General features: G+C 38.5%; 22 protein-coding genes. 16 read left to right on the top strand and 6 right to left on the bottom strand.

Annotated features, from left to right (window positions below; genetic code table 11):
- Positions 1-70: 70 nt before the first annotated feature.
- Positions 71-1,726 (bottom strand): FAD-dependent oxidoreductase, encoded by a 1,656-nt coding sequence (locus RGQ13_RS19200; protein ID WP_405054145.1) that lies wholly within the window; start codon positions 1,724-1,726, stop codon positions 71-73.
- Between the two features lie 367 nt (positions 1,727-2,093).
- On the opposite strand from RGQ13_RS19200, the gene RGQ13_RS19185 reads away from it, so the two are divergent.
- The 4 genes from RGQ13_RS19185 (at position 2,094) to RGQ13_RS19170 (ending at position 5,326) form a co-directional block, all read left to right on the top strand.
- Positions 2,094-3,314: an aromatic ring-hydroxylating dioxygenase subunit alpha gene (locus RGQ13_RS19185; protein ID WP_348391341.1), complete on the top strand. Its 1,221-nt coding sequence runs from the start codon at positions 2,094-2,096 to the stop codon at positions 3,312-3,314.
- Positions 3,315-3,528: 214 nt separating this feature from the next.
- On the top strand, positions 3,529-3,795 hold the full coding sequence (locus tag RGQ13_RS19180) for a hypothetical protein (protein WP_348391340.1): 267 nt from the start codon (positions 3,529-3,531) through the stop codon (positions 3,793-3,795).
- A gap of 273 nt (positions 3,796-4,068) precedes the next feature.
- Positions 4,069-4,623 carry a GFA family protein gene (locus RGQ13_RS19175; RefSeq protein ID WP_348391339.1) on the top strand — a complete coding sequence of 185 codons (555 nt, stop codon included), beginning with the start codon at positions 4,069-4,071 and terminating at the stop codon, positions 4,621-4,623.
- 187 nt (positions 4,624-4,810) lie between these two features.
- Positions 4,811-5,326 (top strand): hypothetical protein, encoded by a 516-nt coding sequence (locus tag RGQ13_RS19170; protein WP_348391338.1) that lies wholly within the window; start codon positions 4,811-4,813, stop codon positions 5,324-5,326.
- An 83-nt stretch (positions 5,327-5,409) separates the two neighbouring features.
- Here RGQ13_RS19170 and RGQ13_RS19165 read toward each other — a convergent pair whose 3' ends face one another.
- A complete protein-coding gene (locus RGQ13_RS19165; protein WP_348391337.1) occupies positions 5,410-6,324 on the bottom strand; it encodes a LysR family transcriptional regulator in 915 nt (304 codons plus the stop codon).
- A 181-nt stretch (positions 6,325-6,505) separates the two neighbouring features.
- Here RGQ13_RS19165 and RGQ13_RS19160 point away from each other — a divergent pair, with 181 nt between their 5' ends.
- The 6 genes from RGQ13_RS19160 to RGQ13_RS19135 all read left to right on the top strand — a co-directional run bounded on the left by RGQ13_RS19160 (position 6,506) and on the right by RGQ13_RS19135 (position 11,742).
- Complete coding sequence (locus RGQ13_RS19160; protein ID WP_348391336.1) at positions 6,506-7,327, top strand: hypothetical protein; 822 nt, start codon at positions 6,506-6,508, stop codon at positions 7,325-7,327.
- A gap of 35 nt (positions 7,328-7,362) precedes the next feature.
- A complete protein-coding gene (locus tag RGQ13_RS19155) occupies positions 7,363-8,418 on the top strand; it encodes a DUF169 domain-containing protein (protein WP_348391335.1) in 1,056 nt (351 codons plus the stop codon).
- 118 nt (positions 8,419-8,536) lie between these two features.
- The gene (locus RGQ13_RS19150; RefSeq protein WP_348391334.1) at positions 8,537-9,172 is read left to right on the top strand and encodes a hypothetical protein; all 636 of its coding nucleotides are present in this window, start codon (positions 8,537-8,539) and stop codon (positions 9,170-9,172) included.
- A 287-nt stretch (positions 9,173-9,459) separates the two neighbouring features.
- Positions 9,460-9,855, top strand: a complete 396-nt coding sequence (locus tag RGQ13_RS19145) for a hypothetical protein (RefSeq protein ID WP_348391333.1) — start codon at positions 9,460-9,462, stop codon at positions 9,853-9,855.
- A 976-nt stretch (positions 9,856-10,831) separates the two neighbouring features.
- Positions 10,832-11,302 (top strand): hypothetical protein, encoded by a 471-nt coding sequence (locus tag RGQ13_RS19140; protein WP_348391332.1) that lies wholly within the window; start codon positions 10,832-10,834, stop codon positions 11,300-11,302.
- A gap of 113 nt (positions 11,303-11,415) precedes the next feature.
- Positions 11,416-11,742 (top strand): hypothetical protein, encoded by a 327-nt coding sequence (locus tag RGQ13_RS19135; RefSeq protein WP_348391331.1) that lies wholly within the window; start codon positions 11,416-11,418, stop codon positions 11,740-11,742.
- A 637-nt stretch (positions 11,743-12,379) separates the two neighbouring features.
- Here the strand turns inward: RGQ13_RS19135 and RGQ13_RS19130 are convergent.
- The gene (locus tag RGQ13_RS19130; RefSeq protein WP_348391330.1) at positions 12,380-12,976 is read right to left on the bottom strand and encodes a hypothetical protein; all 597 of its coding nucleotides are present in this window, start codon (positions 12,974-12,976) and stop codon (positions 12,380-12,382) included.
- A 96-nt stretch (positions 12,977-13,072) separates the two neighbouring features.
- Between RGQ13_RS19130 and RGQ13_RS19125 the strand changes: the two genes are divergently transcribed.
- A complete protein-coding gene (locus RGQ13_RS19125; protein WP_348391329.1) occupies positions 13,073-13,876 on the top strand; it encodes an SDR family NAD(P)-dependent oxidoreductase in 804 nt (267 codons plus the stop codon).
- Between the two features lie 42 nt (positions 13,877-13,918).
- Here RGQ13_RS19125 and RGQ13_RS19120 read toward each other — a convergent pair whose 3' ends face one another.
- The 3 genes from RGQ13_RS19120 to RGQ13_RS19110 are packed head-to-tail and all read right to left on the bottom strand — an operon-like array spanning position 13,919 to position 16,649.
- Positions 13,919-14,602: a glutathione S-transferase N-terminal domain-containing protein gene (locus RGQ13_RS19120; protein ID WP_348391328.1), complete on the bottom strand. Its 684-nt coding sequence runs from the start codon at positions 14,600-14,602 to the stop codon at positions 13,919-13,921.
- A 3-nt stretch (positions 14,603-14,605) separates the two neighbouring features.
- On the bottom strand, positions 14,606-15,946 hold the full coding sequence (locus RGQ13_RS19115; protein WP_348391327.1) for an MFS transporter: 1,341 nt from the start codon (positions 15,944-15,946) through the stop codon (positions 14,606-14,608).
- Positions 15,947-15,965: 19 nt separating this feature from the next.
- On the bottom strand, positions 15,966-16,649 hold the full coding sequence (locus RGQ13_RS19110) for a hypothetical protein (protein ID WP_348391326.1): 684 nt from the start codon (positions 16,647-16,649) through the stop codon (positions 15,966-15,968).
- A 245-nt stretch (positions 16,650-16,894) separates the two neighbouring features.
- Here RGQ13_RS19110 and RGQ13_RS19105 point away from each other — a divergent pair, with 245 nt between their 5' ends.
- Genes RGQ13_RS19105 through RGQ13_RS19085 form a run of 5 tightly spaced genes read left to right on the top strand, consistent with a single transcriptional unit; the run spans position 16,895 to position 23,547 of the window.
- The gene (locus tag RGQ13_RS19105) at positions 16,895-18,559 is read left to right on the top strand and encodes a nitrilase-related carbon-nitrogen hydrolase (RefSeq protein WP_348391325.1); all 1,665 of its coding nucleotides are present in this window, start codon (positions 16,895-16,897) and stop codon (positions 18,557-18,559) included.
- A 22-nt stretch (positions 18,560-18,581) separates the two neighbouring features.
- The gene (locus tag RGQ13_RS19100) at positions 18,582-19,316 is read left to right on the top strand and encodes a hypothetical protein (RefSeq protein WP_348391324.1); all 735 of its coding nucleotides are present in this window, start codon (positions 18,582-18,584) and stop codon (positions 19,314-19,316) included.
- 56 nt (positions 19,317-19,372) lie between these two features.
- On the top strand, positions 19,373-20,641 hold the full coding sequence (locus tag RGQ13_RS19095; protein ID WP_348391323.1) for an acyl-CoA dehydrogenase family protein: 1,269 nt from the start codon (positions 19,373-19,375) through the stop codon (positions 20,639-20,641).
- 33 nt (positions 20,642-20,674) lie between these two features.
- Positions 20,675-22,108 (top strand): aldehyde dehydrogenase family protein, encoded by a 1,434-nt coding sequence (locus RGQ13_RS19090; protein WP_348391322.1) that lies wholly within the window; start codon positions 20,675-20,677, stop codon positions 22,106-22,108.
- Positions 22,108-23,547: an aldehyde dehydrogenase family protein gene (locus RGQ13_RS19085; RefSeq protein WP_348391321.1), complete on the top strand. Its 1,440-nt coding sequence runs from the start codon at positions 22,108-22,110 to the stop codon at positions 23,545-23,547. Before RGQ13_RS19090 ends, RGQ13_RS19085 begins: the two co-directional genes overlap by 1 nt.
- The last annotated feature ends 3 nt before the right edge of the window (positions 23,548-23,550 follow it).

Genomic DNA, 23,550 nt, shown 5'->3' with positions numbered 1-23,550 from the left:
CTACTTAAATGCTAAAAAGCAAAAGGCCACTCAAAAGAATGGCCATTAAGTTTACTCTTTGTAGATTGAATTAAGGCATAATCGCAGGACAATGTTGCTCTAGCTCAGAGCGTGCGCTAGTTTGGTCACCTGTTAAAGCGAAACCAAGTATTTGATTGTTTGCATCTTTAAATACCGCTTTCACCCCGTCATTACTTTGTTGTTCATAATGCCAAGTACCTTCTGCATTTCGTGCTGGTGGGTTAACTACTACAGGGAATAACGTTGTTTTAATCATGACTGGCATCGCGTTATAGCTTACAGTCGTTGCTGTTCCAGTTAGTGTTTTAGCTAATGCTTTAATCTGTGCCATTAGCGGTGATATGTAAAACAACACATGATTTTCTACTTGCGCACAATCGCCAATGGCAAAGATATCGCTGTTTGATGTTTGCAATTGTCGGTTAGTAACAATACCGCGTTCGGTTGTGACAGCGGCAGCATTTGCTAAGGCTAAGTTTGGACGTACGCCTATTGCACTTAAGACTATATCGGCAAAGATGGTTTGACCATTTTTCAAGGTAGCCTTTACGCCACTGCCGTCTGTATCAATTTTCTCAATAATTGTGCCGAAATGGAATTTAGCGCCAGCTAATGCTAATGCTGATTCAACTGATTTAGATGCTTTTTCAGGTAATAAACTTGCCAATACCGTTGACATAGGATCGACTACTTCAACATCAAAACCGGTTTGCAGTAAATCGTTGGCATATTCACAACCAATTAAACCAGCGCCAATAATAAGTACTTTCTTTTTATGTTTAGCAATCGTTCTAAAGCGCGCATAGTCGATTAAATCATTAACCGAATAAACATGGTTTAAACCATTTCCAGTTAATGGTGCTTCAATGCAGCTTGCACCTGTCGCTAAAATTAATTTGCCATAATGATGCACGCCATTTTTACTGCAAGTGATGGTTTTGGCTTGGCTATTAATGGCCGTTATAGGACTAAAAATATGGATTTCGGCATGCAGCTGTTCAGCCATTTGCTCAGCTGTTTGGCTTACTAACTCTTGGGCAGATTTATTTTTTGCGAAACCGGTTGATAGCTGAGGTTTTGAATAAAATGCACCGTCATCATTGGTAAACATCTTTATTGGCGTTGTGTTGTCGTTTTTACGAATTTCTTTCACTAAGTTATAACCAGCTAAACCTGTACCAATAATAACAATGGCAGGTTTACTTTGGTCAACTTGGAGATTATCTTCAGTGGTGTCTGTGCCTATTGCATCCGCAGTCTCAGTTGCCTCTGCTGGGTTTGGAACTTGCACCTGTACACGCTTAACTTCTAGCATATCAAAGTCGTCTTTACCTACACCACATTCAGGGCATAACCAATTTTTAGGAATATCCTGCCATGCAGTCCCTGGTGCAATACCATCATCTGGCCAGCCTTTCGATTCATCGTAAACCCATGAACATACTTGGCATTCCCAAATGCTGTATTCAAGTGTTTCTAAATGAGCATCGGCTTTTTCTAAACTAACGGCAGCAGGCGTGGTTTCACTGTCTGAAATTGCCACCATATCAAAGTCATCTTTGCCAACACCACATTCAGGACAAAGCCAATCATTAGGAATATCTTCCCATCGAGTGCCAGGTTTTATGCCGTCGTCCGGCCAACCTTTTGCTTCATCGTAAATCCAGGCACATACCTGACATTCCCATACTTTGTACTGCGACATTGTGAAAACCTCTATTTTTGTTGAGAAACGGCGGGAAAATTTGGCGCCGTGTATATCGAGTTTTGCTATTGCTCTTGTTATAAATGAAAAATGTAAAGCTGCATAGTGCGTTTATACGCAAAGTTGACTTATGACAAATTACCATAAAAAAATCACAAATGTTATATTGATATACCTTTATATTTAAAGCATACTGATTGTCATTAGTTAAACAAACTAGGTGAAAGATAATGTACTTGCCATTTTTGATCTACATCTAAGTTTTCTTTTTTATAGCTTTTTTTTCAACGCAAGTGATCTTATTCTTTAGGTCGAACTTATAACAATAATGAAAATAATAAGTGACCGAATGTTGGAGTTTCAATAAATGATTACAAATCTATGGTATGTGGCCGAATGGTCAGAAGCAGTAAAAGATAAACCAGTAAAAGCAAAACTATTGGGACAGAATCTCGTTTTGTTTAGAGATTTAGAAGGTAAAGTTAAAGCTATGGCGGATGTATGTTTACATCGCGGTGGCTCGCTAGCTGGTGGTTGGGTTAATGAAAAACGTGACTGCGTTGTATGTCCTTACCATGGTTGGGAATATGATGGCGCTGGAAAATGTAAAAAAATTCCATCAGAAGGTCCTGAATTTAAAGTACCAGATCGTTTCAAAGTTGATGCTTACCCTGTAGAAGAACATTACGGTATGATTTGGGTATTTATGGGCGACCTTCCTGAAGAAGAACGTTACCCAATCCCACCATTAGCAGAATATGACAATCCAAAATGGAAGGCTTTAAAAACTGATTTCGTTTGGAAGGCAGAAGCTTCCCGCGTTGTTGAAAACGGTATTGATATTGCTCACGCATCATTTGTTCACCCAGTATTTGGTTACCCAAGTACGGCTGAAGACAACTATATTGACGAAGTGGAAAAGCATGAATGGTGGGCTCGCTCTACTAACGTAATGTTTCCCCCACAATTAAAAGGTGGCTTTTTAGGCTGGCGTAACTTTATCCGCAAGGATAAGCAAGAAACTCGCGTTCACCCTGAGTGGCACTTGCCTGGTATGATTGTGCGTATTCAAATCGACTTACGAGAAGGGTGGCAAATTGTTATGTTTGATGCCAATACGCCGATAGATGAACACACAACTAAAACGTTTGCATGGCAGTTTAGATCATTCTTCAAACAAGATATCTTTGATAAAGGTTCAGTTAAGCGATTGAAAACAATTTTACTCGAAGATGCTGAAATTGTTGAAGCAACACAACCGTATTACTTACCTGAAACTTTAGCTAATGAAGTGTCGGTTAAGTCTGATAAGTTTATGAGTACATTCCGTATGGCACGTCGTAAACTGGTTGAAGAAAAAGGTTGGCAAATAGACATGGATGAGCGTGATAAACACAAAGGTAAGCAAGTGTTAACCGTTGCATCTCCTGGCCGACGTGAAGCCGAAGCAAACGGTGACGGTTGGGTATTTGAAAAAATGCCAACCGTTGCACCAATTAAAAAAGCGACTGCTAAAAATGAATTTGAAAAAGACGTTGATAATTTAACAACGGAATCAGCAAATTCGAAAGATAGTTTTGTTGTTTAACTTGCCTTAACCCCAGCTTACTAAAGGCCAGGTGTTTAAAAGAGCTAGAAAGATATCTTTCTAGCTCTTTTTTTGCCTTTGACATGCAAGTAAATATCAATAGGATGGATATGAGTAAGTGGTTGATTTATTTTAACTTTCAGAGGGATAGGAAGTCGCTTACACTCAGGGCCCCCTTCAGAGATACTAAACTGCAATATGTACAGGAAAAATTATGACTAACGATGATGCTCAAAAACTATCAATCTTAATGCTACAAATAAATGCATTAATGGATCAGAGTACAGCATTCGTTCAAGATAAATACTCAGAAGAAGAGTTCCATAAGTACAGGCTTCAGGCTGGTGAAGTGATGGGGCCTGTTTGTAATATATTAAACAATATCTACTCTGGACACCCAGATTTAAAGCCTACTCAAATAGGCGGTACTTATAGTATTCCGGATGATATATTTAAAAATAAATTTTACGAAAGAAAGTAAATACTAACCCAAGGGGTTTTAGTCTCTACAACAATTGTAGTGTGTCCACGAAAATAGGGTAAGACGAATCAACGGTCGTTCAATCCTTGACCAATATAAATGTCTAAATTCACAATACTTATACTATACTTAATCATGGTAATGTGAACTATCAATTTTTAATATGTTAGTGATACTTTTAACAGAGCTAATCTACAGTATTGGTCACTAATACCTCACTGAGATTAAAGCATTGAGAGCTTAAGTTATCATTAAGATAAAAGGTAATTTTCAATGACAAAAAAACTTACTCGACGAACTCTATTGGCTGGAGGAGCTTCTCTCTTAGGCTCGGTATTAATAGCTGCTAATGTCAGAGCCGGAGTTTCTCCTACTAAGGAAGAAACTCGTGATACATCAATAAAAACGCGTACAGCTTCATGTAATTGTGGGCAGCTAACTGTAACGCATGTAGGTCCTGACCCTGAACGTGTTTCCTTATGTCATTGCTACTTATGTCAAAAACAATCAGGTAGTGCTTTTAGCGTGCAAGCGAGATTTCCCCGTGAAGAGATAACAATTAAAGGTAAATCTTCTACATGGAAGTTTCCTGGAGATAAGCCAGTTTCTTATCGAACTTGTGCCGATCAAGGCGCTACATACTATTTCTGCCCTGAATGCGCATCGACAGTTTACTACACGGCAGATACAGATAATTCTCGTATTGGTGTCAAAATCGGCACTTTCGCAGATCAGAGCTTTCCACCACCAAAGATTACCGGTTTTGAAGAGTATCACCATCCTTGGGTTATGAATATCAAAGCCCTTGGCATGAAGGTTCTTGCCTGATTTAGTAGTTCTTAATATAAAGTAAGCCATCAGTGACTCATGATAAGAGTCACTTTGTAGTGGCTTTAAGAAATACGGCTAATCCTAGTAAAGTTTAATCTAAACGTACTTATAAAAAAGGACATGTATGTTTTACAAAAATTTAACTTTAATACTGACTATAATTATAGGTATTACGGGATGTAGCATGACTGACTCGAAAGAAAAGCGTTTTTTAGAACTTTACGAAGGTGAAGTTCAAAACAGAGCATTTGCTCTGATGTATACTGAGAGATCTTCAACATCATGGGGAGATAATGACATTGAAGCATTTTGGCGTGTATATTATGATTTGGAAGTGATTAATCAGCGTTTATATAAACCATATGCAGATAAATTTGGCTTAGATATGCAACCAACATTTTTTACTTCAGTAAAAACGAGTAGCCTTCGTTTAATGTCTAATTTATTTCCAGAATACATGCTTAATACATTATATACTTCTACCGTGAAGTACCTTGAGGGGTTAAAAGAAATGGAGAATCTAGCGCCTGAAGAAGATAAAGACTTTTATCGTTATGTTGTTGAACAAGAGGCAGCTCAAGTAGAAGCGTTGCGCTTGGTTTCTCAAGGTGAAGCAAAAAAAGCAACTAAAGTGTTAGCCGATTACGTTAATAATCAAATACCAACAAATAATGAGTATAGTTTTGAAGTAAACAAATGAAAACTTTAAATTTAAATGGTAGCTATAGCGAAAAGTTTATCTAAACAACCTATTGCGAACTTCTTCTATTATATGACGGTGTTTTAAACTTTGAATAGTTGTGGAACTTGTTGCTTTACTTCCTCACATAACAGTTCAGCTGCAGGACTAAATCGCTGATTCTTGCGGCAAACTAAAGCGGCTGTAGTATGCCAAATTGTATGTTTGATATGAATTTGCGCAAGCTCATTGTTTTCGATTCGTTCTTTGATGTATCTGGTCAATGGAGTAAGAGCAATTACTTGACTATGCGCCAACAAATTTACATAAAATTCTGATGTAGAAACATTCAAATATGACTCCGGTTGCTGTAGACCGTTTTTGGCAAAGCTTTGTGCCCAACCTTGAACTTCTGCCGCCCAATCTTTGCCATACGCGAGGCGATATTGCATTGCTTCAGCCAGCTCCACTGTTTTGTTGGCTAAGGAGTGTTCTACGCCGCAGATAAAGCCATAATGCATATCAAATAAATGATGACAAATAACGTTTTTATCTTCGCCATAGGGAGGAACTTCACTAATAAAAAAGTCTAACTCACCTTGTAATAGTTTTTGTACCGACCAATGGTAAAGACTGTGATCGGTTAAAATATTAATATTAGGGTATTTGATCACAAACTTGCCTAAAATGGTACCAAGTTCGCTAGTTGCGACTACTGGCGATATACCAAAATTTACCTGCCCTGAATGAATGCCACGAATGTGATCCAATTCATCAAGCGTTTGTTGTACGCACCCTTTTATTTCGACACTGCCCTTTAATAATACTTTACCGTATTCGGTGGCAATTATTTTTCCAGCACCTCTTTCTAATAGCGCAACGCCAAGTCTTCGTTCTAACTCTTTAATTGCTAAACTTAAGGCAGGCTGTGAAATAAATAAACTGTCGGCAGCTTTTCGAAAGCTGTTGTGTTCAACGACAGCTGAAAAATATCTTAATTGTTTTAAATCTAAGTTCATAACGACATTATTTATGGAGAATCATTATAAAACTATACGGTATAAGTAAAACCTATCAAATTCATAAAAACTATAAAATTGACTTAAGACATTGTTGCCACATAATAAACATGCAATCTTAAATGAGCAAAAATTAGACCTAGATTGTATATAAATAATAATGAGTTAAGCGAGTAAGTTGATGACTATTGTAGACACGGTGGCTTTAAGTGCGGCAGTACTTATGGTTTTATTTTTGCTGGTATATATCAGTAAATACACCAGCAAAAAAAGCAAAGAACTAGAAATTTCTGAGTTTATTCCAATGGCTGCATGGCTGCGTGCGGGCATATTTTTTTGTTTTTTTTATTTAGTTTCCTGGGCCACTGGTACTATGGAGGCCATTGCTAACTCACCATTATATACAGAAGAACAATTAAACGATCCTGTTTGGGTTGCCTGTGTAATTGGCTTGTTTGCGTTTATTATATTTGCTTATTGGGGGATTTGGGCGAAAAACACCATGCAATTTGGTCGTAAGCTTGATCTCCTACCACAGTTGGTTTTTGGTTTGATTTGGGGCACGGCTTTTGGCCAAATGTTTTTATCATTTTGGTATCTTGGCGTATTAATTGGCCCCGAATGGGCGAGCTGGCAATTATGGATTTTTGCATATATTTGCATCAGTGTTTGGCAAGCACTATTAATGGATTTGTATTGGGATATTTATATATCGCCAGAACACGACACACCCAAATCTATCAAAATGAAAGTGCCGTTAACTCACATTCCTAATGTCACACTTTGTTTGATCTTTTTTGCAGTGTATGAAAACCAAGTAATATTCATAGCCTTGCAAACAGTAGCATTAGTGGGGTGCACCATACATATGCGAATGCCTGCGCCTTGGAGTAAGGATAAAACTTTGTCAGCTCGACGCGTACCTTCGATATTTTTTGGTCTCCCTCGCTGTGGTGGTTATGTAAGTGACGAAGAGCAGCAATCAGTAAATTTAAACAAATAAAAACAAAAACAATAAATTAGATATAAGGATAAATCATGGCTAATATTCAGGGCATCTGTGATGTATTAAAGGGCAAAATACGAGGCAACGCTGTTGCGGTGACCTTTTTTGAAGATGTCATTCCAGAAAACTATGAAGGTGTAAAAGTTGAACCTTGCGGCATTTTAAAACATGCAATGGATGATGGTAAGCGAGTTTACTTTGATCGCACCTTTAATGATTGTTCTCATGGTACTTATTTGATGGGTCTTGATGAAGGCAATGAATTGATGCGCACTGGTGAAATACTTTATAAGTTTATTCCCTCTTATGAACCAGAGGCGGCAAAAGCGGTTAATAGTGGTGACTTTCGGTTGCCTTCTGGATTGGTTAAAGGCATAGGTGCCGCACCATTAAATGATGTTCCAAAAGGAATGGATATTAAATGGATTGTTGTTGTTTGCACCCCGAAAGAAGCCGCATTAATCGCTGCTGCACGCTCGGTAAAAGATGGTGTAATGCCAAGCACCGCTGCCGGTAATTCATTTTGTACTGATGTATTTGCTACTCCTTGGTTTGAAAATAATGTGGTGATGACGCCTGGTGATATGGGCGGGCGTATGGCTAATAAACTCAAGCCTGAAGAACTGTTTGTCATTATCCCTATTGAATACGCAGATAACTTAATTGATATTCTTGGCGCTCGCCCAGATGTGAAAGGAATTTTTGAAGCAACAAAACCTGAACACTCAGAATACTGGGCAAAAAAACGGGCGAAAGAAGAACGCGCTCAGGCTCGTGAAAAAGCTTCAGAAATAAGCGAGAGCAAAGTTGAAGATAACGTTGCTTTAGCAAAAAAATACGGTTTAAAAACAAGCATGGATTGGGATGAAGATGCGATGCAATTAATTTGCAAAGCGCCAAAATTTGTCCGTGGTTTTGCAGTAGGTAATGTGGAAGATTTTGCCGAAGAAAATAACCATAAACGAGTTAGTCTTGCTGTGGTTAACGAGCAAATGGATAAAGCAGGCACGCGTAAATATATGAACTTTGGTAGTGAAGATGGTGAACAAAAACCAGGCTTCTTTAGTCGTTTATTTTCTAAAAAGTAGGTTGCAACGGTACTTGAGTGCCTCAGTAATATAACGTAATGTAACCAAAGGCTCAAAGGCTGCTTTGAGCGATTAGGCGACAGTCGTAAAAATTAAAGTTAAGCAAAAGGATTTGGGATTGTTTTCTATTACCCCATCATACAAAAGCACATCGAAATTATTGAATGTTTGTGCATTAATATTTTTAGTTTCTTATTTCGGAAAGCAGCTTGTACCTGAAGTTTTCGGTACTTGCTATATCCAATATACATCATATTTGGTTTTAGCTGTTTTATTACCATTTGGATTTGCTACATCATTAATTTCTCGTGATAAAAAAAGTAAAAAAACGTCACCACTGTTTTTGTTGCTAAGCTTATTTATGTTGGTAATGCCTGTTGTTGGAAATGTTGGCATTACACTCGCCAATAACCTCCCTGGCACTGGCATAGCCACAAATAACAAAATAACAACTCAACTATTAAAAATGTCTGTTCATGAAGAACTGAAAGTTAGAACTATTGGAGCTCAACAGATATATAGGCATTATGGGGTTTCAGTAGAATATCGTAACGATTCTAACCAGTTTATAAAATATATCCCAAGTGATGATGATATTAGTCAGTATGAACAAGTCAAATCTACAGATGATAAGCTTGAAGAAACTCAACAAATGTTGTCTAAAGTAGGACTTGAAACCATGTATTTTCCATTAGGTTTTGCTGTCATGTTTATCATAATCTTTACCTTAGTATTGCGTAGAGAGAATCACTAACAAATTAAAATTTGAGCGGCTGAAAATGACACAGATTTGACGTTAACTATCTGAAAAGGTTAAGGTCTCCTAAGAGCGATAAACAGCCGTTGGATGACCCAAATAACTTTGCAGAGAACTCAATAAAAGCTCACATCCTTTATATATCTGTTATTAGATAAATAATTAATAACAAATCAACATACATTCAATAGACTCGAAGCTAAAAGTGGTTATTCTACTAAAAGCGATTAGGCGACATTAGCCTTTGAATATAAAGTCTGCATTTCTATGGAGAGAGTGTTTTTATGCAACTTAAGCAATTCTTTGAATCAAACCCTAATAAATTTGTATCAGTTATTTATTTCTTGGCTGTGGTGGGGCAAGTTGTTTTTATAGCAACGATTTTATTGTCAAATATTCCTGAAGATTTAACAATAATTGAAAACTATAAAATGTTAGCTACACCAGAGTATAAACATATATACCACCGTTTATTTATTGTATTGCTTTTATATATAGTTGCTTTTATTGGATTATTAAAAATTGAAACTACAAGTAAATACAGATCTATTTTAATTGGGTATTTGTGGTTAATTACCGTACCTTCAATTATGCAATTAAAATTTATTGCTATTGTTCCTGCGCTATATGCTACTTATGTTTATTACAAATATAAAAATGTTGGCACACAGTACAGCTAATAAGAGACTATGGTGCTAACCCCAAGATATTATAAGTAGCTAACAGACCGCTATTAGCAAAATTTGCATGGCTGTATTATTTAACGTAAGTTATTGAAAACGAACGGCTCCGATGAGCGATTAACAGACCATCATTGGTGGTAACCAAAAATAGAAAATAGGCATGCTTCAAAAAATTATTGGAATTATATTTATTGTTGTAGGTGCGTTTTTTACGTTAAGTCTTAGTTTGTGGCCAATTTCAGGAAACCATGGAGCGACGTGGGGACCCTTTATTCTCCCAGTATCAATTTCTATTGGAGTTTTATTGCTCGGTGTAGTTATCCTGAAATATAAAAAAAATTGACGTAAACTTTTGAAAATATTACGGTCTCTTATGAGAGAGCAGCAGCCGTTGAATTATCTGAAAACCAATAACAGCAAACATGGGTAAGGGATTATTTGAAACTATGCAATACCATATCTTAATCTTATGTATAATTTCTGTTTTGTTGCAGGCATATATCTATTATCAAATCAAAAATCATGACGGTATTGTGCATGATAAGTTTTTTGATGGGGCGTTTCATAAGAACAATAAAGAGCACATGTTAAAAACACTTGGTTTTTACTACAACCCTAAAAACTGGAATGGGTTGGCATCTAAAAAAGTTAAAGCTCTACTCATAGTCAACTTTGCTATTTTTGTATATATACTGATAAGATTTTTTTTAATCTAATCGACATTAGCCATTTCCATTTTGGCATAAATTTGACGTTAACTATCTTAAATGGTTAATGTCTCTTAAGAGCGAGCAACGGACGTTGATGGCTCAAATAACTTGGTAAGAAAACTCAATAAAAGCTCACACCCTCCATATATCTGTTATTAGATAAATAATTAATAACAAATCAACATACATTAAATAGACTCAATACTAAAAGTTGCTAATCTACTAAGAGCGATTAAGAGACACCCAACAAATGGATTTAAGTAATGGACGCCTATAAATTATTTATACTTTTAGTAATATTGTTTATCTTTTTTAATGCATTTTGTCATTTAAAAGGTTTAGCTAAAAAAGGAAAATGGCAGGGGTATTCAGCTAAAGGACAATTTTATACAGGGGTTGCATTTTCACTCTTTCTAATGTCCTTTTATATAGAAGACTTTACAGGAAATAACTTTCTATCTCTTGTATTTGTGCTTAGCTATGTATTTGTATTATTTTATGCATTAAAAATAGAAAAAGCAGCGAGCCTTATCCACTTAAAAACGTTATCTATCAATGATAATGGAAATTTTAAAAGTGATATTGTTTTTAGCTTTTATGTAGCATTTACCATTGCTATGTGTGAAGCGTTTCAAAGCTATTTTTATGGAGGGCTGTATAATTGGTTTTACCCTATTGGTGCTCTCTCTTTGGTACTCTTAATTAGAGTTGCAAGTAGAAACACATCATCATAATGACTTTAAAGAGCGATTTGCAGACGCCATCAATTAATTTATAATCGCATTTTTAAGTAAATTGGTAAAATAAAGCCGTAAGTAAATAAGGTTTAATATAGAAAGGAATCAGTGTGGAAGTTATATTTTTTATGTTTTTTTGTGCGATGGCGATTGTTGTTCTAATTTGGTTTTTTCTTGTAACTAAATTGTTTGATTTAATTGAACAAAATCATCCTGAAAAATTTCAGGATATGGGATGCCCTCACTTATTTAAAAATAACACTCTATCTAACAACCTTTTATTTATGCGTTATTTATTCAAAAAAGAATGGACTACGCTGAATGACCGTGAATTGACGTCACTAAGTGCCGCTATGAGACGCATATTAGTTACAACTTTAATTGTATTCTTACCAGCAATGGTCATTTTACCTATTTTATTAATGCCACCACTATAGCTGGATCGGCTTATAGCTAGATACTAACATATCAATTGCTGTTGAACGGTTATTGTATATAGCTTAATTTATTAATAACGAATGGCTGTGATGACAAGCGGTCGTTGCCTTCAATACCAAAAGGGAAATATAAATGGAAGTTCCTACAATACTAGGTTTACCGTATCTTATGTTTTGGGGAGTTGTATCCGTAATTCTACAAATCACAATTAAGCTAAGGCTAAAGCAATGCTCTGAAAGTGCTTATGGAAAATTTATTAAAGGTAGGATTTTCTCTAGTAACTCCAAAGATGTGTGGGTTATTTTCGAGTTTTTATATAACCCCATCAACTGGAGAGATATTCAGCATAGTCACATTAAAGTCTTACTAACCCTCAACTTCATTCTTGTTGCTTATTTGTTTTTTAAAATGTTCACTTTAAGTTAAAGTTAAAGTTGAAGCCTATCAACTAAACTGACCGTCTGAGATTGGCACTTTTCAGCCGGTCACTGCAATACCAAAACAGATCCTGAAACAAGTTCAGGAAGACGATTTTTCTATCCACAATACACTTCAGGAGGTCCCCGATGTCGCTTGAGCTCCTCGGGGATGACGGTATATTTTTTCTAGATCTTTAGTTATAAGTTTAACAAAAACTTATTCAACTAAATGTTGCCAAATTGAGGCTTTAAACGGCTTTTCATGCACTGGACCATCAATGCCCCTAGGGTCTAATTCGTGGCGTTTATCGCAGCTTGGCGATAAACGTATCCCATGTGCTGTTAATGTACGAGTAGCTATTCCGTCACGGTAAAGTACTGTGTGTCTTACCCGTTGTCCTGTGCCAGTTAAAATAATGAAATCTGGTTCCATATAAACATCAGTCGCTTTACTAAGCTTACGAGCATTAAAGGTTAAAATACCCGGACCACCGCTCATACCTATATTTTCATAAGCACCATCGCCAAGTGGGTCAAACACTAAAACGCCATCTTTTAGTTCGCCGGTGAACGTCTTGGCTGTTGCTTCACGGCCACGAAAATGCACGTTAGTGAGCTTTAAGAATTTACCGTCAAAATCTACATAAACTAAGTTATCAAATGGTGAAGATCCAGGTGTGCCGCTACCCGCAGTGGTGTCATCGTCAAGTGGTGTGCCATCTAATTCGAAGCATTCAATTGAGTCGTGCCAAATACCACGCATTTGCATTAAGGTATGGCCAACTGTTCCGGGAAGAAATTTTTGTCTCGACATCTTGATCCTAACTCGATAAATGTTATTGTATTTGTACTAAAGATATAACAATAACACTTAAATGCTTTTGCAGACAAGATTTAATAGGGTGAAATGATGAAATCAGTGGTAATTACCGGTAGTACTCGAGGTATTGGCCGAGGCTTGGCAGAAAACTTTCTAGAGCGTGGTTGTAAAGTGGTGATTTCTGCTCGCCAAGCAGAACAAGTAGCAAATGTTGTTGCTGATCTTGGGCAAAAATATGGCGCAGAAAACGTTACCGGCATCGCTTGCGATGTTACTAATGTCGAGCAATTATCAGCATTATGGCAACATGGTGTTGATGCGTTTACCACCATAGATATTTGGATCAATAATGCCGGTATGAGCATTCAACGTATGCCACTTGCTGAACAAGACAGTGCCGCATTATCGGCAATTATTAATACCAATCTAGCTGGTGTAGTTCTAGCAAGCCATGTCGCGCTTAAAGGGATGTTTGCCCAAGGTAATGGCCAACTGTGGAATATGGAAGGCTTTGGGTCTAATGATGCAACACAGCCTGGCATGGCGGCCTATGGTGCAACTAAGCGAGCAGTAACCTATTTAAACAAGTCACTGCAAAAGGAAGTTAAGGGTAGTGCAGTTCAAGTTAATACACTTAGTCCGGGCATTGTTGTTACTGAACTTCTCATTGGTGATTACGATACCTCGAGTGAAGCTTGGGCTAAAGCTAAGAAGATCTTCAATATCTTAGGTGATAAGGTTGAAACGGTAACGCCATGGTTAGTTGAGGGCGTATTAGCCGCGAACAAATCAGGTGCTAAAGTTGCTTGGTTAACTGGCGGAAAAGCGTTTGTACGATTTTTAACTGCAGGCTTTAAAAAACGCGATTTATTTACTGATATTGAAGGAGCTTAAAAAACGCTCAATATTTAAGTTGCTTGCTCAGCAGGCCGGTGATTAGCTATTCACCGGCTCATTCTTAAATAAGCTATCAAACGCTTTATTATCTAGCGTTTGGTCTGGTGTTAACTCATTACTTACGGCCATTCCTTTGATCACCGCAGGCCTTGTCGATATGCGTTCAAACCAGCTTTTTACGTTGCTAAATTGATTAATATCTATACCACCTCTATCCGCTTGTTCAACCCAAGGGTAACAAGCAATATCGGCAATGCTGTATTCTTCGCAAATATAAGCGTTACCTGCAAGTTGTTTATCAAGCACGGTATATAACCGTGTGAGTTCTTGTCGATAACGCTGCTGAGCATATGGCACTTGTTCGCGGGCGTAATGATTAAAGTGATTTGATTGCCCAGCCATTGGACCAAACCCTGCTATTTGCCAAAATAACCATTGTTGAACTTGCCATTTTTGCTGCGGTTCTAATGGGCAAAGCTTCCCTGTTTTCTCGGCAAGGTATAGTAAAATTGCTCCGCTTTCAAAAAGTGATATCTCTGGCTTTACCATGTGATCGACAATTGCAGGAATTTTATTGTTAGGGCTAATTTCTAAAAACTGAGAACTAAATTGTTCCCGTGCAAGTATATCGATTTTAATAATGCGGTAATCTAAATTGAGTTCTTCCAACGCAATACTAATTTTTTTAGCATTTGGCGTTGGAAAGTAATAGAGATCAATCATCTACTAATTAGCGTCAGCAAATACTGATTGTTTGGTTGGGGTTACTTTTTTGAAATTTAATGGCACGACTTTTTTGGCAACAACCAAGCCCCAAACAAATACAATAAGTGCACATAAGCCAACGAAAACAAATGGACCTGAGTTATGCCAATGGTCAAATAGATAACCACCAACAATACTTGAAACCAAAATACCGATAGCACCACTTAAATTGAAAATTCCAATAACGGCACCGCGGTTTTCTGTAGGAGTTTGTTGAGCAATAAGTACACCTGAGGTAATTATTCCACCAATTTCACTTATGCCAATAATTACCACAACAATTATCATCGCACCGCCAAAAGGGTCAGTAATAAAATAAGTGCTGCAGTAGCCGATAAATGAAATAAATAATGCGATTAACAATGCCGATACACGATTTATTTTATCGGTTAATATGCCGAAAAATGGCGCGGCTAATAGTGCACAACCTTGGGCAATAGCAACTATAACACCAGCTCTTTTTAAAGCCTCAGCACTGGTCATCCCTACTTCAGATGTACCATAATTTGATAGCCAAAGCGTCATAAATGCACCAACAATGGTTAGGTTTGCTCGCGATACAAACGAAGCGCCATAGGCTAATGCTATACCAGGATCTTTTGCCGCTCTAATACCATTAACTATTTTCTTGCCAATGTTTTCATTGCCGTGATCTTTATGCTTTACATGAGCCTTTAAGCCAAACCAAGCTGCAATGGCAACTAGCACTGAAATGATGGCCGCAATATTGTATGTGGTTAAGCCAGCTTCAACGCTGCTCGCCCCGCCATTTTGAAACACTTGTGGTAAACGCAATATAACGAATAAGGCAATAACAGCACCAACACCATTACACACTCCTTGCAAACCAGCAGCCTTGCCACGACTTTCATCTTTTGCGTAATCAGCAACTAAAGTAACAATCATACAAGTGGCGGCAGCAATACCAACACCGTAAATTACTCGGTAAAGATAAAGATCTTCAATACTAGTGGCTCTTGGGTATAAATAAATTGCTAAAGCAACAATTAAAAAACCTAAACAGAGTACTGTTCTACGACCAATTTTGTCAGAAACTGCACCCCAAACACCTACTGTGGCGATAATTGCCATTTCACCCCAAAAGTTTAATTGCCCTGTAATTGAGCCATGTTCACTTTTGGGAATATGCATTATTTCAGTAAATAAATAAGGCTGGAAGGCGTTAATAAAAGTAGCAAGTAAAATGGTGGCAATACAAGTAAGATAAAAACTACTCATATTCCAACTGTTTACTCCTGCATTTATATAAATGCCAAGATATTTTTTTGCTGTTTGAGACATAATAAAACCTTATAGATGATTACTTAGCAGCTGTAATACTGCTTCGCGTTTTTTTCCACAACAGATATCCTGCGAGTGCAAACGCACCCTGTGTGGCGGTATTAGTAAATTCAGCAACCCATTGAATTGCTTCGCGTTGGTCGTTCATTCTGGCAATTCCTGATAGGGTAAATATACCAATAATGTTTAATAAATAAAGCAGTGCAGAACTGCGCACCTTTACCTGCCAACTGTGTCGAATAGCATGCCAAATAAACACCAAATTACTTAACGTAAGTAAGCCTAAAAGTGCGAAAAACCATAATTTTTTATCTGGATACGTTATTGCTAAAGTTAGAGAGATGATTGCAAAAATAGCGACAATAGTAGCTGGGCAGCGCCAAGCTGTTGCTTTAATTGATTGTTGGTTGTAACGCTTTCTTGCGGCATATAAACAAAATGTTAAAAAGGCAAAACCTGGTGCCATAAAAATAAACAAGTTATTGTTTAACCACATAAAGTTTAGGTCTGCGCTGGCAATCAATAGTTTCCAAGTAGCTTTTGATACACCGCCAAAAACAATCATTAATGCCGCTACTTTCGTTAATGTTTGGTATTCATCGTTGTTAGCATTAATTATTTTCACGACAAAATATAGGCCTAAAGCCGATAGCATGACTGGAATAAAATCAAATAATGCTAATTCAATAGAGTACTGATACATGGCAAAACCTTTGTTATTGTTATTATTACTCGTTTGGTAGTTATTAACTACGCTATACATCTATGTTGGATCACAAAATGTTATATTGATAGTACATTTGTCATTTTAGTCAATAGTAAACATTGACTAAAAGTTATAATGTTATTACTTTAAGTCAATAGATTATTTTTATCTAGTTAAATAATTAGTTATTACAGGTAGCCAAAAGAATAAAAAAGGCACTGTTTTTAAAGAAGAGGATTTCCATGATTAGAGTCGCTGCTGCACAGTATCAAGTTACTAACGATGTGCAAGCCAACCTGTTGACTAGTATTCGCATGATTAAAGAGGCGGCTAAATGCTCGCCAGATTTAATCGTGTTACCTGAATTCGCCAATCACAATTCTTGGTATGACGATAAAGCTCATTGCTATGATGTTTCTATTGATATTGATGGTGACTTTGCTCAGCAAATTGCTGCAGCCGCCAAAGCAGCGAATGCTTATATTGTGATCAACTCAACAGTTAAACGTGGTAACGATATTGCCACTGGTACTAGTCTACTATTTTCACCAGAAGGTGAGTTGATTGGTGAAAATGATAAACAAGTACTGATTGGTCATGAAAATGACTTTCTTGAAATCGCCCAACAGCCAGGACCTATCGTTGACACTAAAATTGGTAAGCTAGCAATGTACTCTTGCATGGATGGTGTTATCAATGAAACACCGCGCTGCTTATCATTACGAGGTGCACAAATATTATGTAATAGCTTAAATTCATTCGCTATTGATGAAGGCACCTTGCATATTCCGGTGCGAGCCGCAGAAAACAAAGTATTTATTGTTGCAGCAAATAAAGTCGGACCGCTAATTCCTGAAGCGGTATTAGAGCCAATCTCTGCTGCAATTAATATCCCTGCAGAATTTTTACATGGCGCAGGCGACTCTCAAATTGTTGCTCCCGACGGTACTGTGCTAGCAATAGCTGGTAAAGGCGAAGAAGTTATTTGGGCTGATATCGACCCAGATCAAGCAGGCTCTAAATCTCGCCCGGATGGCACAGACATTTACAAGTCTCGTCGCCCAGAACTGTATCAATCATTTGGTGAAAACCCAGAATCGCAACCATTGCCTGAGTTTGCTGGCGCTATAGATGTTAAAGCTGCAACAATTTCAACTATTGATCTAGCCGACGCGATTGCACAAATAAGCCAATTATCTAAAGAACAGGTGAAAATCATTACTTTACCTGAACTCTGTGGTATCGATGCTGATACACCTGCAATTATGGCCAAGCAAAGTGAACAAGTAGTCGCTCAGTTAACTACTGCTTGTGTACCAGGTTTGTATATTGGTACTAGTATTGTCGCTAAGCTTGATAATGAGCAATACCAACATCAAGGCGTGATTATAAGTGAAAATGGCATTGCGCATCGTCAAGGACAAGTTCACTTTAGTGAGCGCTTTAATTGGTCAGTGTTAAGCGCAGAGTTTAGTACTTTTCAAAGTGCTTATGGCGTAATGGCTGTTACCGTTGAAGATGATGCCATTTATCCTGAAAGCTACCGTTTAATTGCTATGCAAGGTGCAGAAATTGTTTTGGCACCACTAAATTGTCAGGAGCGTTGGCAGACAATTACCGGTTTAATTGAACGAGCCTCAGAAAACCGTGTAAATATTGTTGCCGCAAGTCATAAGTCACAAGACAGTTTAATTTGTAGTTTACAAAAGGACTTCACCATAATGACCCCGTGGGTTGAACGTGAATTTGATGGCCTTTTAAGCCAATGTGAAGTTTTTAGTAGTGAAAATAAAGTGTTGATTGCTGAAATTCATCCGCAAGCAGCAGCAAATAAAGTCGTGTCGCATCGTACACACCTAATAAACAATCGTCCATGGCAGCTAATGTCTGCAATGCTGACTCAATAATAAGAATTAAAGGGAAATCGTAATGTCACAATTATCATTACCAGCACAACTATCTGAAGATACAGTACAAAATATCGTAAATCATTTCGGCATGACCGAAGTTCATGATGAAAATGGTGGTCCATTCATGACGCTAATTAGTCATGCACCAATGGCACAAGGTGAAGTTGGTAGCGTTCGAGTATTTGAAGGCGGTGGCCTTGACCGATTAATCACTTGTTCAATCGTAGTGCCAGCAATGATGCTCGATTCGCATATGTTGTACGGCTTTACGCCAAAAACCAGTGCTATCCCTCATTTTACCCTTGATTCGGTAAAAGCAGGCGAGCATTTCGCATTCCATTTAGATATGACTCCTCGTGTAGATCTTGCGCAACATATTGGTTATATGAATGAAGTTTTTCATCCGTTAACTGAAAAGTTTGATGCAGCTGAAGCTATTGAAGGTATCACTAAGGCACATATATCCCCGAGACAACGCGCCATAATGTCACCTTGGATGCTAGTGCATCGCGCTGATGAAGCCGGGTTTGCACAATTAACACCGCATTTAGATGGCTACTTAAATCATTGGTATGACTTACATACCAATGGCGTAACGTCACCGATTAGTGAAGAAGAATTAGTTGCCAGAGATAAGGCCAATCGTGCTGCTATTTTCGATCCTGAAATCGACCCAGTATGGAATCGAATCCAGGGCTTAATTGGTGAAGACGCGGTAAGTCAATTACGTAGCATGCTTAAAGGCGAAAGCTAACAAGTCTTAGTGATAACTGAGTCAAACATGAACAGAATAATGTAAAGGAAATAACAATGAAATATACCGGTGAACACTTTGTTGAAGGCATGAATAGTGAAGAGCGTGATCGTGCCAGTAAAGTAGACTCAGTATTAGAAACAATAAAAGCAGCATCAGCAGGGGTTGATCAATCTGGTGAGTTTGAAGTAAACCACATAAAAACGTTGTCAGATGCTGGTCTTTTAGGCCTAATTATTCCAAAGGAATACGGTGGATTAGGTGGTGGTCTACGTGATTTAGCTGCAGCGACATTTGCTATTGGTAGTGTATGCCCATCAACAGCATTAACGTATTTCTTTCACTGTTCATCGGCATCTCGAGGTTTGTTAGCGTTAGAAGCAATTGAACATGGTTTGTTTACTGACGAAGAAGCGCCACAAGTAAAAGCATTCGCTGAAAAAATTCTTAATACTATGGGTAAAGATGCTAAATGGTTAGCAAACTTTGCTTCAGAAGCGGTTAAGTCTGAAAAAGCGGCGATTACTATTAGCACTAAAGCGACTAAGGTTGAAGGCGGTTACTTAATTAATGGTGTTAAATCATTTGGTTGTGCAACAGGGGTTGCTGATCAATATTTAGTTACAGCAAGTCTTGACGGCTATGAAGATGCAAGTGGTTTAGCAACCTTCTTTGTCGGCCGTGATGCTAAAGGTGTTTCGCAACGCCAAAAATGGGATGCCCTTGGCATGCGTGGTACTGCCACTCATGGTCTTATTTTAGAAGACGTTTTTGTTAGCGAAGAAGATGCGTTAGCCGTACCGAGTGCATTTGTGCGTTGTATGCAAATGAGTCGCGGCAGCTTTGTAGGTAACCAACTTGCAGGTATTGCTGTTTATCTTGGCCAAGCTTGGTCAATTTATAACACTACATTAGACACATTAACTAAAGCGAAATTTGGCGATTCAGGAAAATCAATCGCCAGCTCGCCAATGCATCAACAATTAATTGGTGAAATGATGTGTGATGTAGAAACGGCAATGCTGTGGTTACGTCGTCAATTAGAGCTAGAAAGTAGTGAACAAGAAATTTTACCTAAAGCAGAAGTCGTTAAACGCTGGCGTTTATGTAAAGGCCAAGTGTCTGAATATGGCTTTAAAGTTGCGGTAAATGCATTGAAATGTACGGGAACGTCAGGTACTGGTTTCTCAAACCCAAGTTCTCGCGGTCTTCGAGATATGGCAATGGCATTAGTTCAAGCTTTCCCTGCTGAGCGTGGTCGATTAATGGCTGCTCAAATGGAAGTAGAAGGCGCTGAACAAAATCAGTTTGGTGTAAAAGGCTAAGCCGATAAACCGAAAGAGCAAAGGATTTGAATTGTGAGTTATCAACTTCCCATACAACAATTATATATAAATGATCAGTGGTGTGATGCCGCTGAAACGTTACCGAACCATTTATATAATGCTAGTACTGGCGAGCAATTGTGCCAACAAATGGCTGCGTCTGACAAGCAAGTAGAGCAAGCCTTAGCATGTGCTCAGCAATGTTTTGCCAGCGGCAATTGGTCCGAATTGAGCTATCAACTTCGCGCCGACTATTTAGATAAAATTGCAGAGTTCATGCAAGCTAAAAGTGAGCAAATAGCCCTTGCGGATGCGGTACAAACAGGTGTTGTATTAGCGCTAACAGAGCAATTTGCCAAAGTTTGTTCATTGGCATTTATTGGCGCAGCAAAATTGTTACGTGAATTACCCGAACAACAAGAATTTAACGGTGCTAATGGCAATATAATTATGGAGCGCCTGCCATTAGGTGTTGCTGCAATAATTGCCCCGTGGAATGCTCCATCAGGTATCGCGTGTCATAAGTTAGCCAGTGCTTTAGCTGCTGGTTGTCCGGTTATTTTTAAACCATCTGAATGGGCAGCAGGCTCAGCACAATTTATTAGTGAAGCAATTGTCGATGCAAAATTACCAAAGGGTACGTTCCAAATGGTACTGGGTGGTAGCCATGTAGGTGGTAAAGTTGTTACTGATAAACGCACACAAGCGGTATCGTTTACCGGTGGTGCCATGGGTGGCGCAGGTGTTGGCCGTGTTTGCGGTGAACAAATAAAATCGGCGCAATTAGAGCTTGGTGGTAATAATGCATTAGTTGTATTAGCCGATGCTGATTTAGATAATGCCGCCACTAGTATTGTTGCGGGTTTAACTACGATGAATGCTCAATGGTGTCGCGCGCTTGGCCGACTTGTTATCGCATCATCGGTTAAAAACGAATTGCTAAACAAGGTTAAAGAAAAATTTGCCGATATCACTTTAGGCAATGCCTTAGATAAAAAAACCAATATGGGGCCTTTAGTTCATCAAGGTCACTTAAAACATGTGCAACAACGCGTTAACGAGTATAAAGAGCTTGGTGCAAATATCATCGAATTAGCTGATTTGCCTGACTTGGCCGGGTGGTACCACGTACCAACTTTGGTTGACGGTTTAAAAGGCGAGCAAACGCTAGAAGAAGTGTTTGGCCCGGTTGCAACTGTGCATATTTTTGATACCGATGATGAGGCAATTTTTTTAGCTAATCAAACTGATTATGGTCTAGCGGCTTATGTATTTGGCGAACAAGATCACGCCTGGCAGGTGGCTAAAAAGTTACGAGCAGGAACGGTTAAAATTAACAAAGTAACGCTGTTTTCATTACGACCTGACTTACCTCGTTCAGCGTGGGGTAAATCTGGAGTTGGTGATGAAGGGACTGTTGAAACCTTTGAGTTTTTCCGCGGCACACGTGTTATTGGAGAGGCGTAATGAATCCTTATAATTTATTTATAAATGGTCAAGATGTTGCCCCTGCAAGTGGTAACTATTTTGATGTACTTAACCCAAGTAATGAACAACTTTATGCGAAAGTTGCACAGGCGAATTCAGCAGATGTTGAACAGGCAATCAATATCGCCAAAAGCGGTTATAAAACTTGGTCAAAAGCAGCGCCCAAAGTACGTGAAGCGGCACTGTTAAAAGCGGCCGATTTAATTGAACAGCAAGGCATGGCGAGACTACTTGATATTCTTATTGATGAAAGTGGCTCGGCAATTAGCAAAGCGCGTTTTGAAATTTTATATACCGTTGATTTATTAAGAACAGCGGCCGGAGAAGCTCGTCGTTTATATGGCGATACCTTTCCAAATGATAATCCCGATAGAATTTCTATGGTATTGCGCCATCCATTAGGCGTAGTTGCGGTGGTTTCACCTTATAACGCACCACTGGCGCTATTAACCAAAATGGTGGCCTTTCCTCTAGCTGCCGGAAACTCAGTGGTTATCAAACCGTCTGAAGAAACACCGGTTATTGCCCTAGAATTTGCCAAAATGTTAGTCGAAGCTGGCGTACCAAGTGAAGTAATTCATGTTGTAACTGGCTTTGGTTTGGAATGTGGTGCGCCTCTTGTTGAGCATCAAGATATTGACTGTATTGCGTTAACTGGTTCAACCCAAACAGGACAACACATTGGCGGTGTGGCAATGAAACGCATGGTTAAAGCACAACTTGAGCTTGGCGGAAAAAGCGCGGCATTAGTATTGCCAGATGTTGACCCTAAAAAGGCGGCGGCAATTGTTGCCCAAGGGATATTTACTCACGGTGGTCAAATTTGTATGGCCAATTCTAGAGTGATAGTACACAGCGATATTTATCAAGACTTCATTGAGGCATTAAAAGCCGAAGCTGAAAGTTTGCAAGTAGGTGATTTACGTGATGACAATACCATTTATGGCCCGCTTATTAATCGCAATGCAGTTGAAAAAATTCAGCAGCATGTCGACAGTGCCGTAGCTGCAGGGGCAACGATTTTAACTGGTGGTAGTGTTAAATCTGGTTTGATTTATCAACCAACAGTGCTTGTTGATTCACCTAATACATGCAGTGCTTGGACAGAAGAATCGTTTGGGCCATTAACCAATGTGGTTAAAGCCGATTCATTAGAGCAAGCGATTGATATTGCTAACGATTCAAAATTTGGTTTATCGGCAAGTGTACTGACTAAAAATATGAACTGGGCAATGACCGCAGTGCGCGGTATTGATGCCGGTTCGGTACATGTTGGTATGCACTCATTCCAAAGTAATGCATTAGCACCTATTGGCGGTAGTAAGTTGTCGGGTGTTGGACGCAGCGGCGGAGCCTATTCAACGGAAGAATTTACCGATGTTAAGTGGGTAAGTATTGAAGTAAATGAGAGTTTGTAAATA

The sequence above is a fragment of the Thalassotalea psychrophila genome (assembly GCF_031583595.1).
Lineage (GTDB): Bacteria > Pseudomonadota > Gammaproteobacteria > Enterobacterales > Alteromonadaceae > Thalassotalea_A > Thalassotalea_A psychrophila.
Note: the sequence above shows the minus strand (reverse complement) of the source record. Positions and strands in the feature narration are given on the sequence as shown.

Excerpts from the sequence above, each read along its gene's own strand:
- RGQ13_RS19110 (WP_348391326.1), bottom strand. The coding sequence starts at position 16,649 with ATGTATCAGTACTCTATTGAATTAGCATTATTTGATTTTATTCCAGTC.
- RGQ13_RS19145 (WP_348391333.1), top strand. The coding sequence starts at position 9,460 with ATGCAACTTAAGCAATTCTTTGAATCAAACCCTAATAAATTTGTATCA.
- RGQ13_RS19130 (WP_348391330.1), bottom strand. The coding sequence starts at position 12,976 with ATGTCGAGACAAAAATTTCTTCCCGGAACAGTTGGCCATACCTTAATG.
- RGQ13_RS19140 (WP_348391332.1), top strand. The coding sequence starts at position 10,832 with ATGGACGCCTATAAATTATTTATACTTTTAGTAATATTGTTTATCTTT.
- RGQ13_RS19175 (WP_348391339.1), top strand. The coding sequence starts at position 4,069 with ATGACAAAAAAACTTACTCGACGAACTCTATTGGCTGGAGGAGCTTCT.
- RGQ13_RS19120 (WP_348391328.1), bottom strand. The coding sequence starts at position 14,602 with ATGATTGATCTCTATTACTTTCCAACGCCAAATGCTAAAAAAATTAGT.
- RGQ13_RS19155 (WP_348391335.1), top strand. The coding sequence starts at position 7,363 with ATGGCTAATATTCAGGGCATCTGTGATGTATTAAAGGGCAAAATACGA.
- RGQ13_RS19180 (WP_348391340.1), top strand. The coding sequence starts at position 3,529 with ATGACTAACGATGATGCTCAAAAACTATCAATCTTAATGCTACAAATA.
- RGQ13_RS19200 (WP_405054145.1), bottom strand. The coding sequence starts at position 1,726 with ATGTCGCAGTACAAAGTATGGGAATGTCAGGTATGTGCCTGGATTTAC.
- RGQ13_RS19085 (WP_348391321.1), top strand. The coding sequence starts at position 22,108 with ATGAATCCTTATAATTTATTTATAAATGGTCAAGATGTTGCCCCTGCA.
- RGQ13_RS19095 (WP_348391323.1), top strand. The coding sequence starts at position 19,373 with ATGAAATATACCGGTGAACACTTTGTTGAAGGCATGAATAGTGAAGAG.
- RGQ13_RS19165 (WP_348391337.1), bottom strand. The coding sequence starts at position 6,324 with ATGAACTTAGATTTAAAACAATTAAGATATTTTTCAGCTGTCGTTGAA.
- RGQ13_RS19160 (WP_348391336.1), top strand. The coding sequence starts at position 6,506 with ATGACTATTGTAGACACGGTGGCTTTAAGTGCGGCAGTACTTATGGTT.
- RGQ13_RS19125 (WP_348391329.1), top strand. The coding sequence starts at position 13,073 with ATGAAATCAGTGGTAATTACCGGTAGTACTCGAGGTATTGGCCGAGGC.
- RGQ13_RS19115 (WP_348391327.1), bottom strand. The coding sequence starts at position 15,946 with ATGTCTCAAACAGCAAAAAAATATCTTGGCATTTATATAAATGCAGGA.
- RGQ13_RS19105 (WP_348391325.1), top strand. The coding sequence starts at position 16,895 with ATGATTAGAGTCGCTGCTGCACAGTATCAAGTTACTAACGATGTGCAA.
- RGQ13_RS19100 (WP_348391324.1), top strand. The coding sequence starts at position 18,582 with ATGTCACAATTATCATTACCAGCACAACTATCTGAAGATACAGTACAA.
- RGQ13_RS19185 (WP_348391341.1), top strand. The coding sequence starts at position 2,094 with ATGATTACAAATCTATGGTATGTGGCCGAATGGTCAGAAGCAGTAAAA.
- RGQ13_RS19170 (WP_348391338.1), top strand. The coding sequence starts at position 4,811 with ATGACTGACTCGAAAGAAAAGCGTTTTTTAGAACTTTACGAAGGTGAA.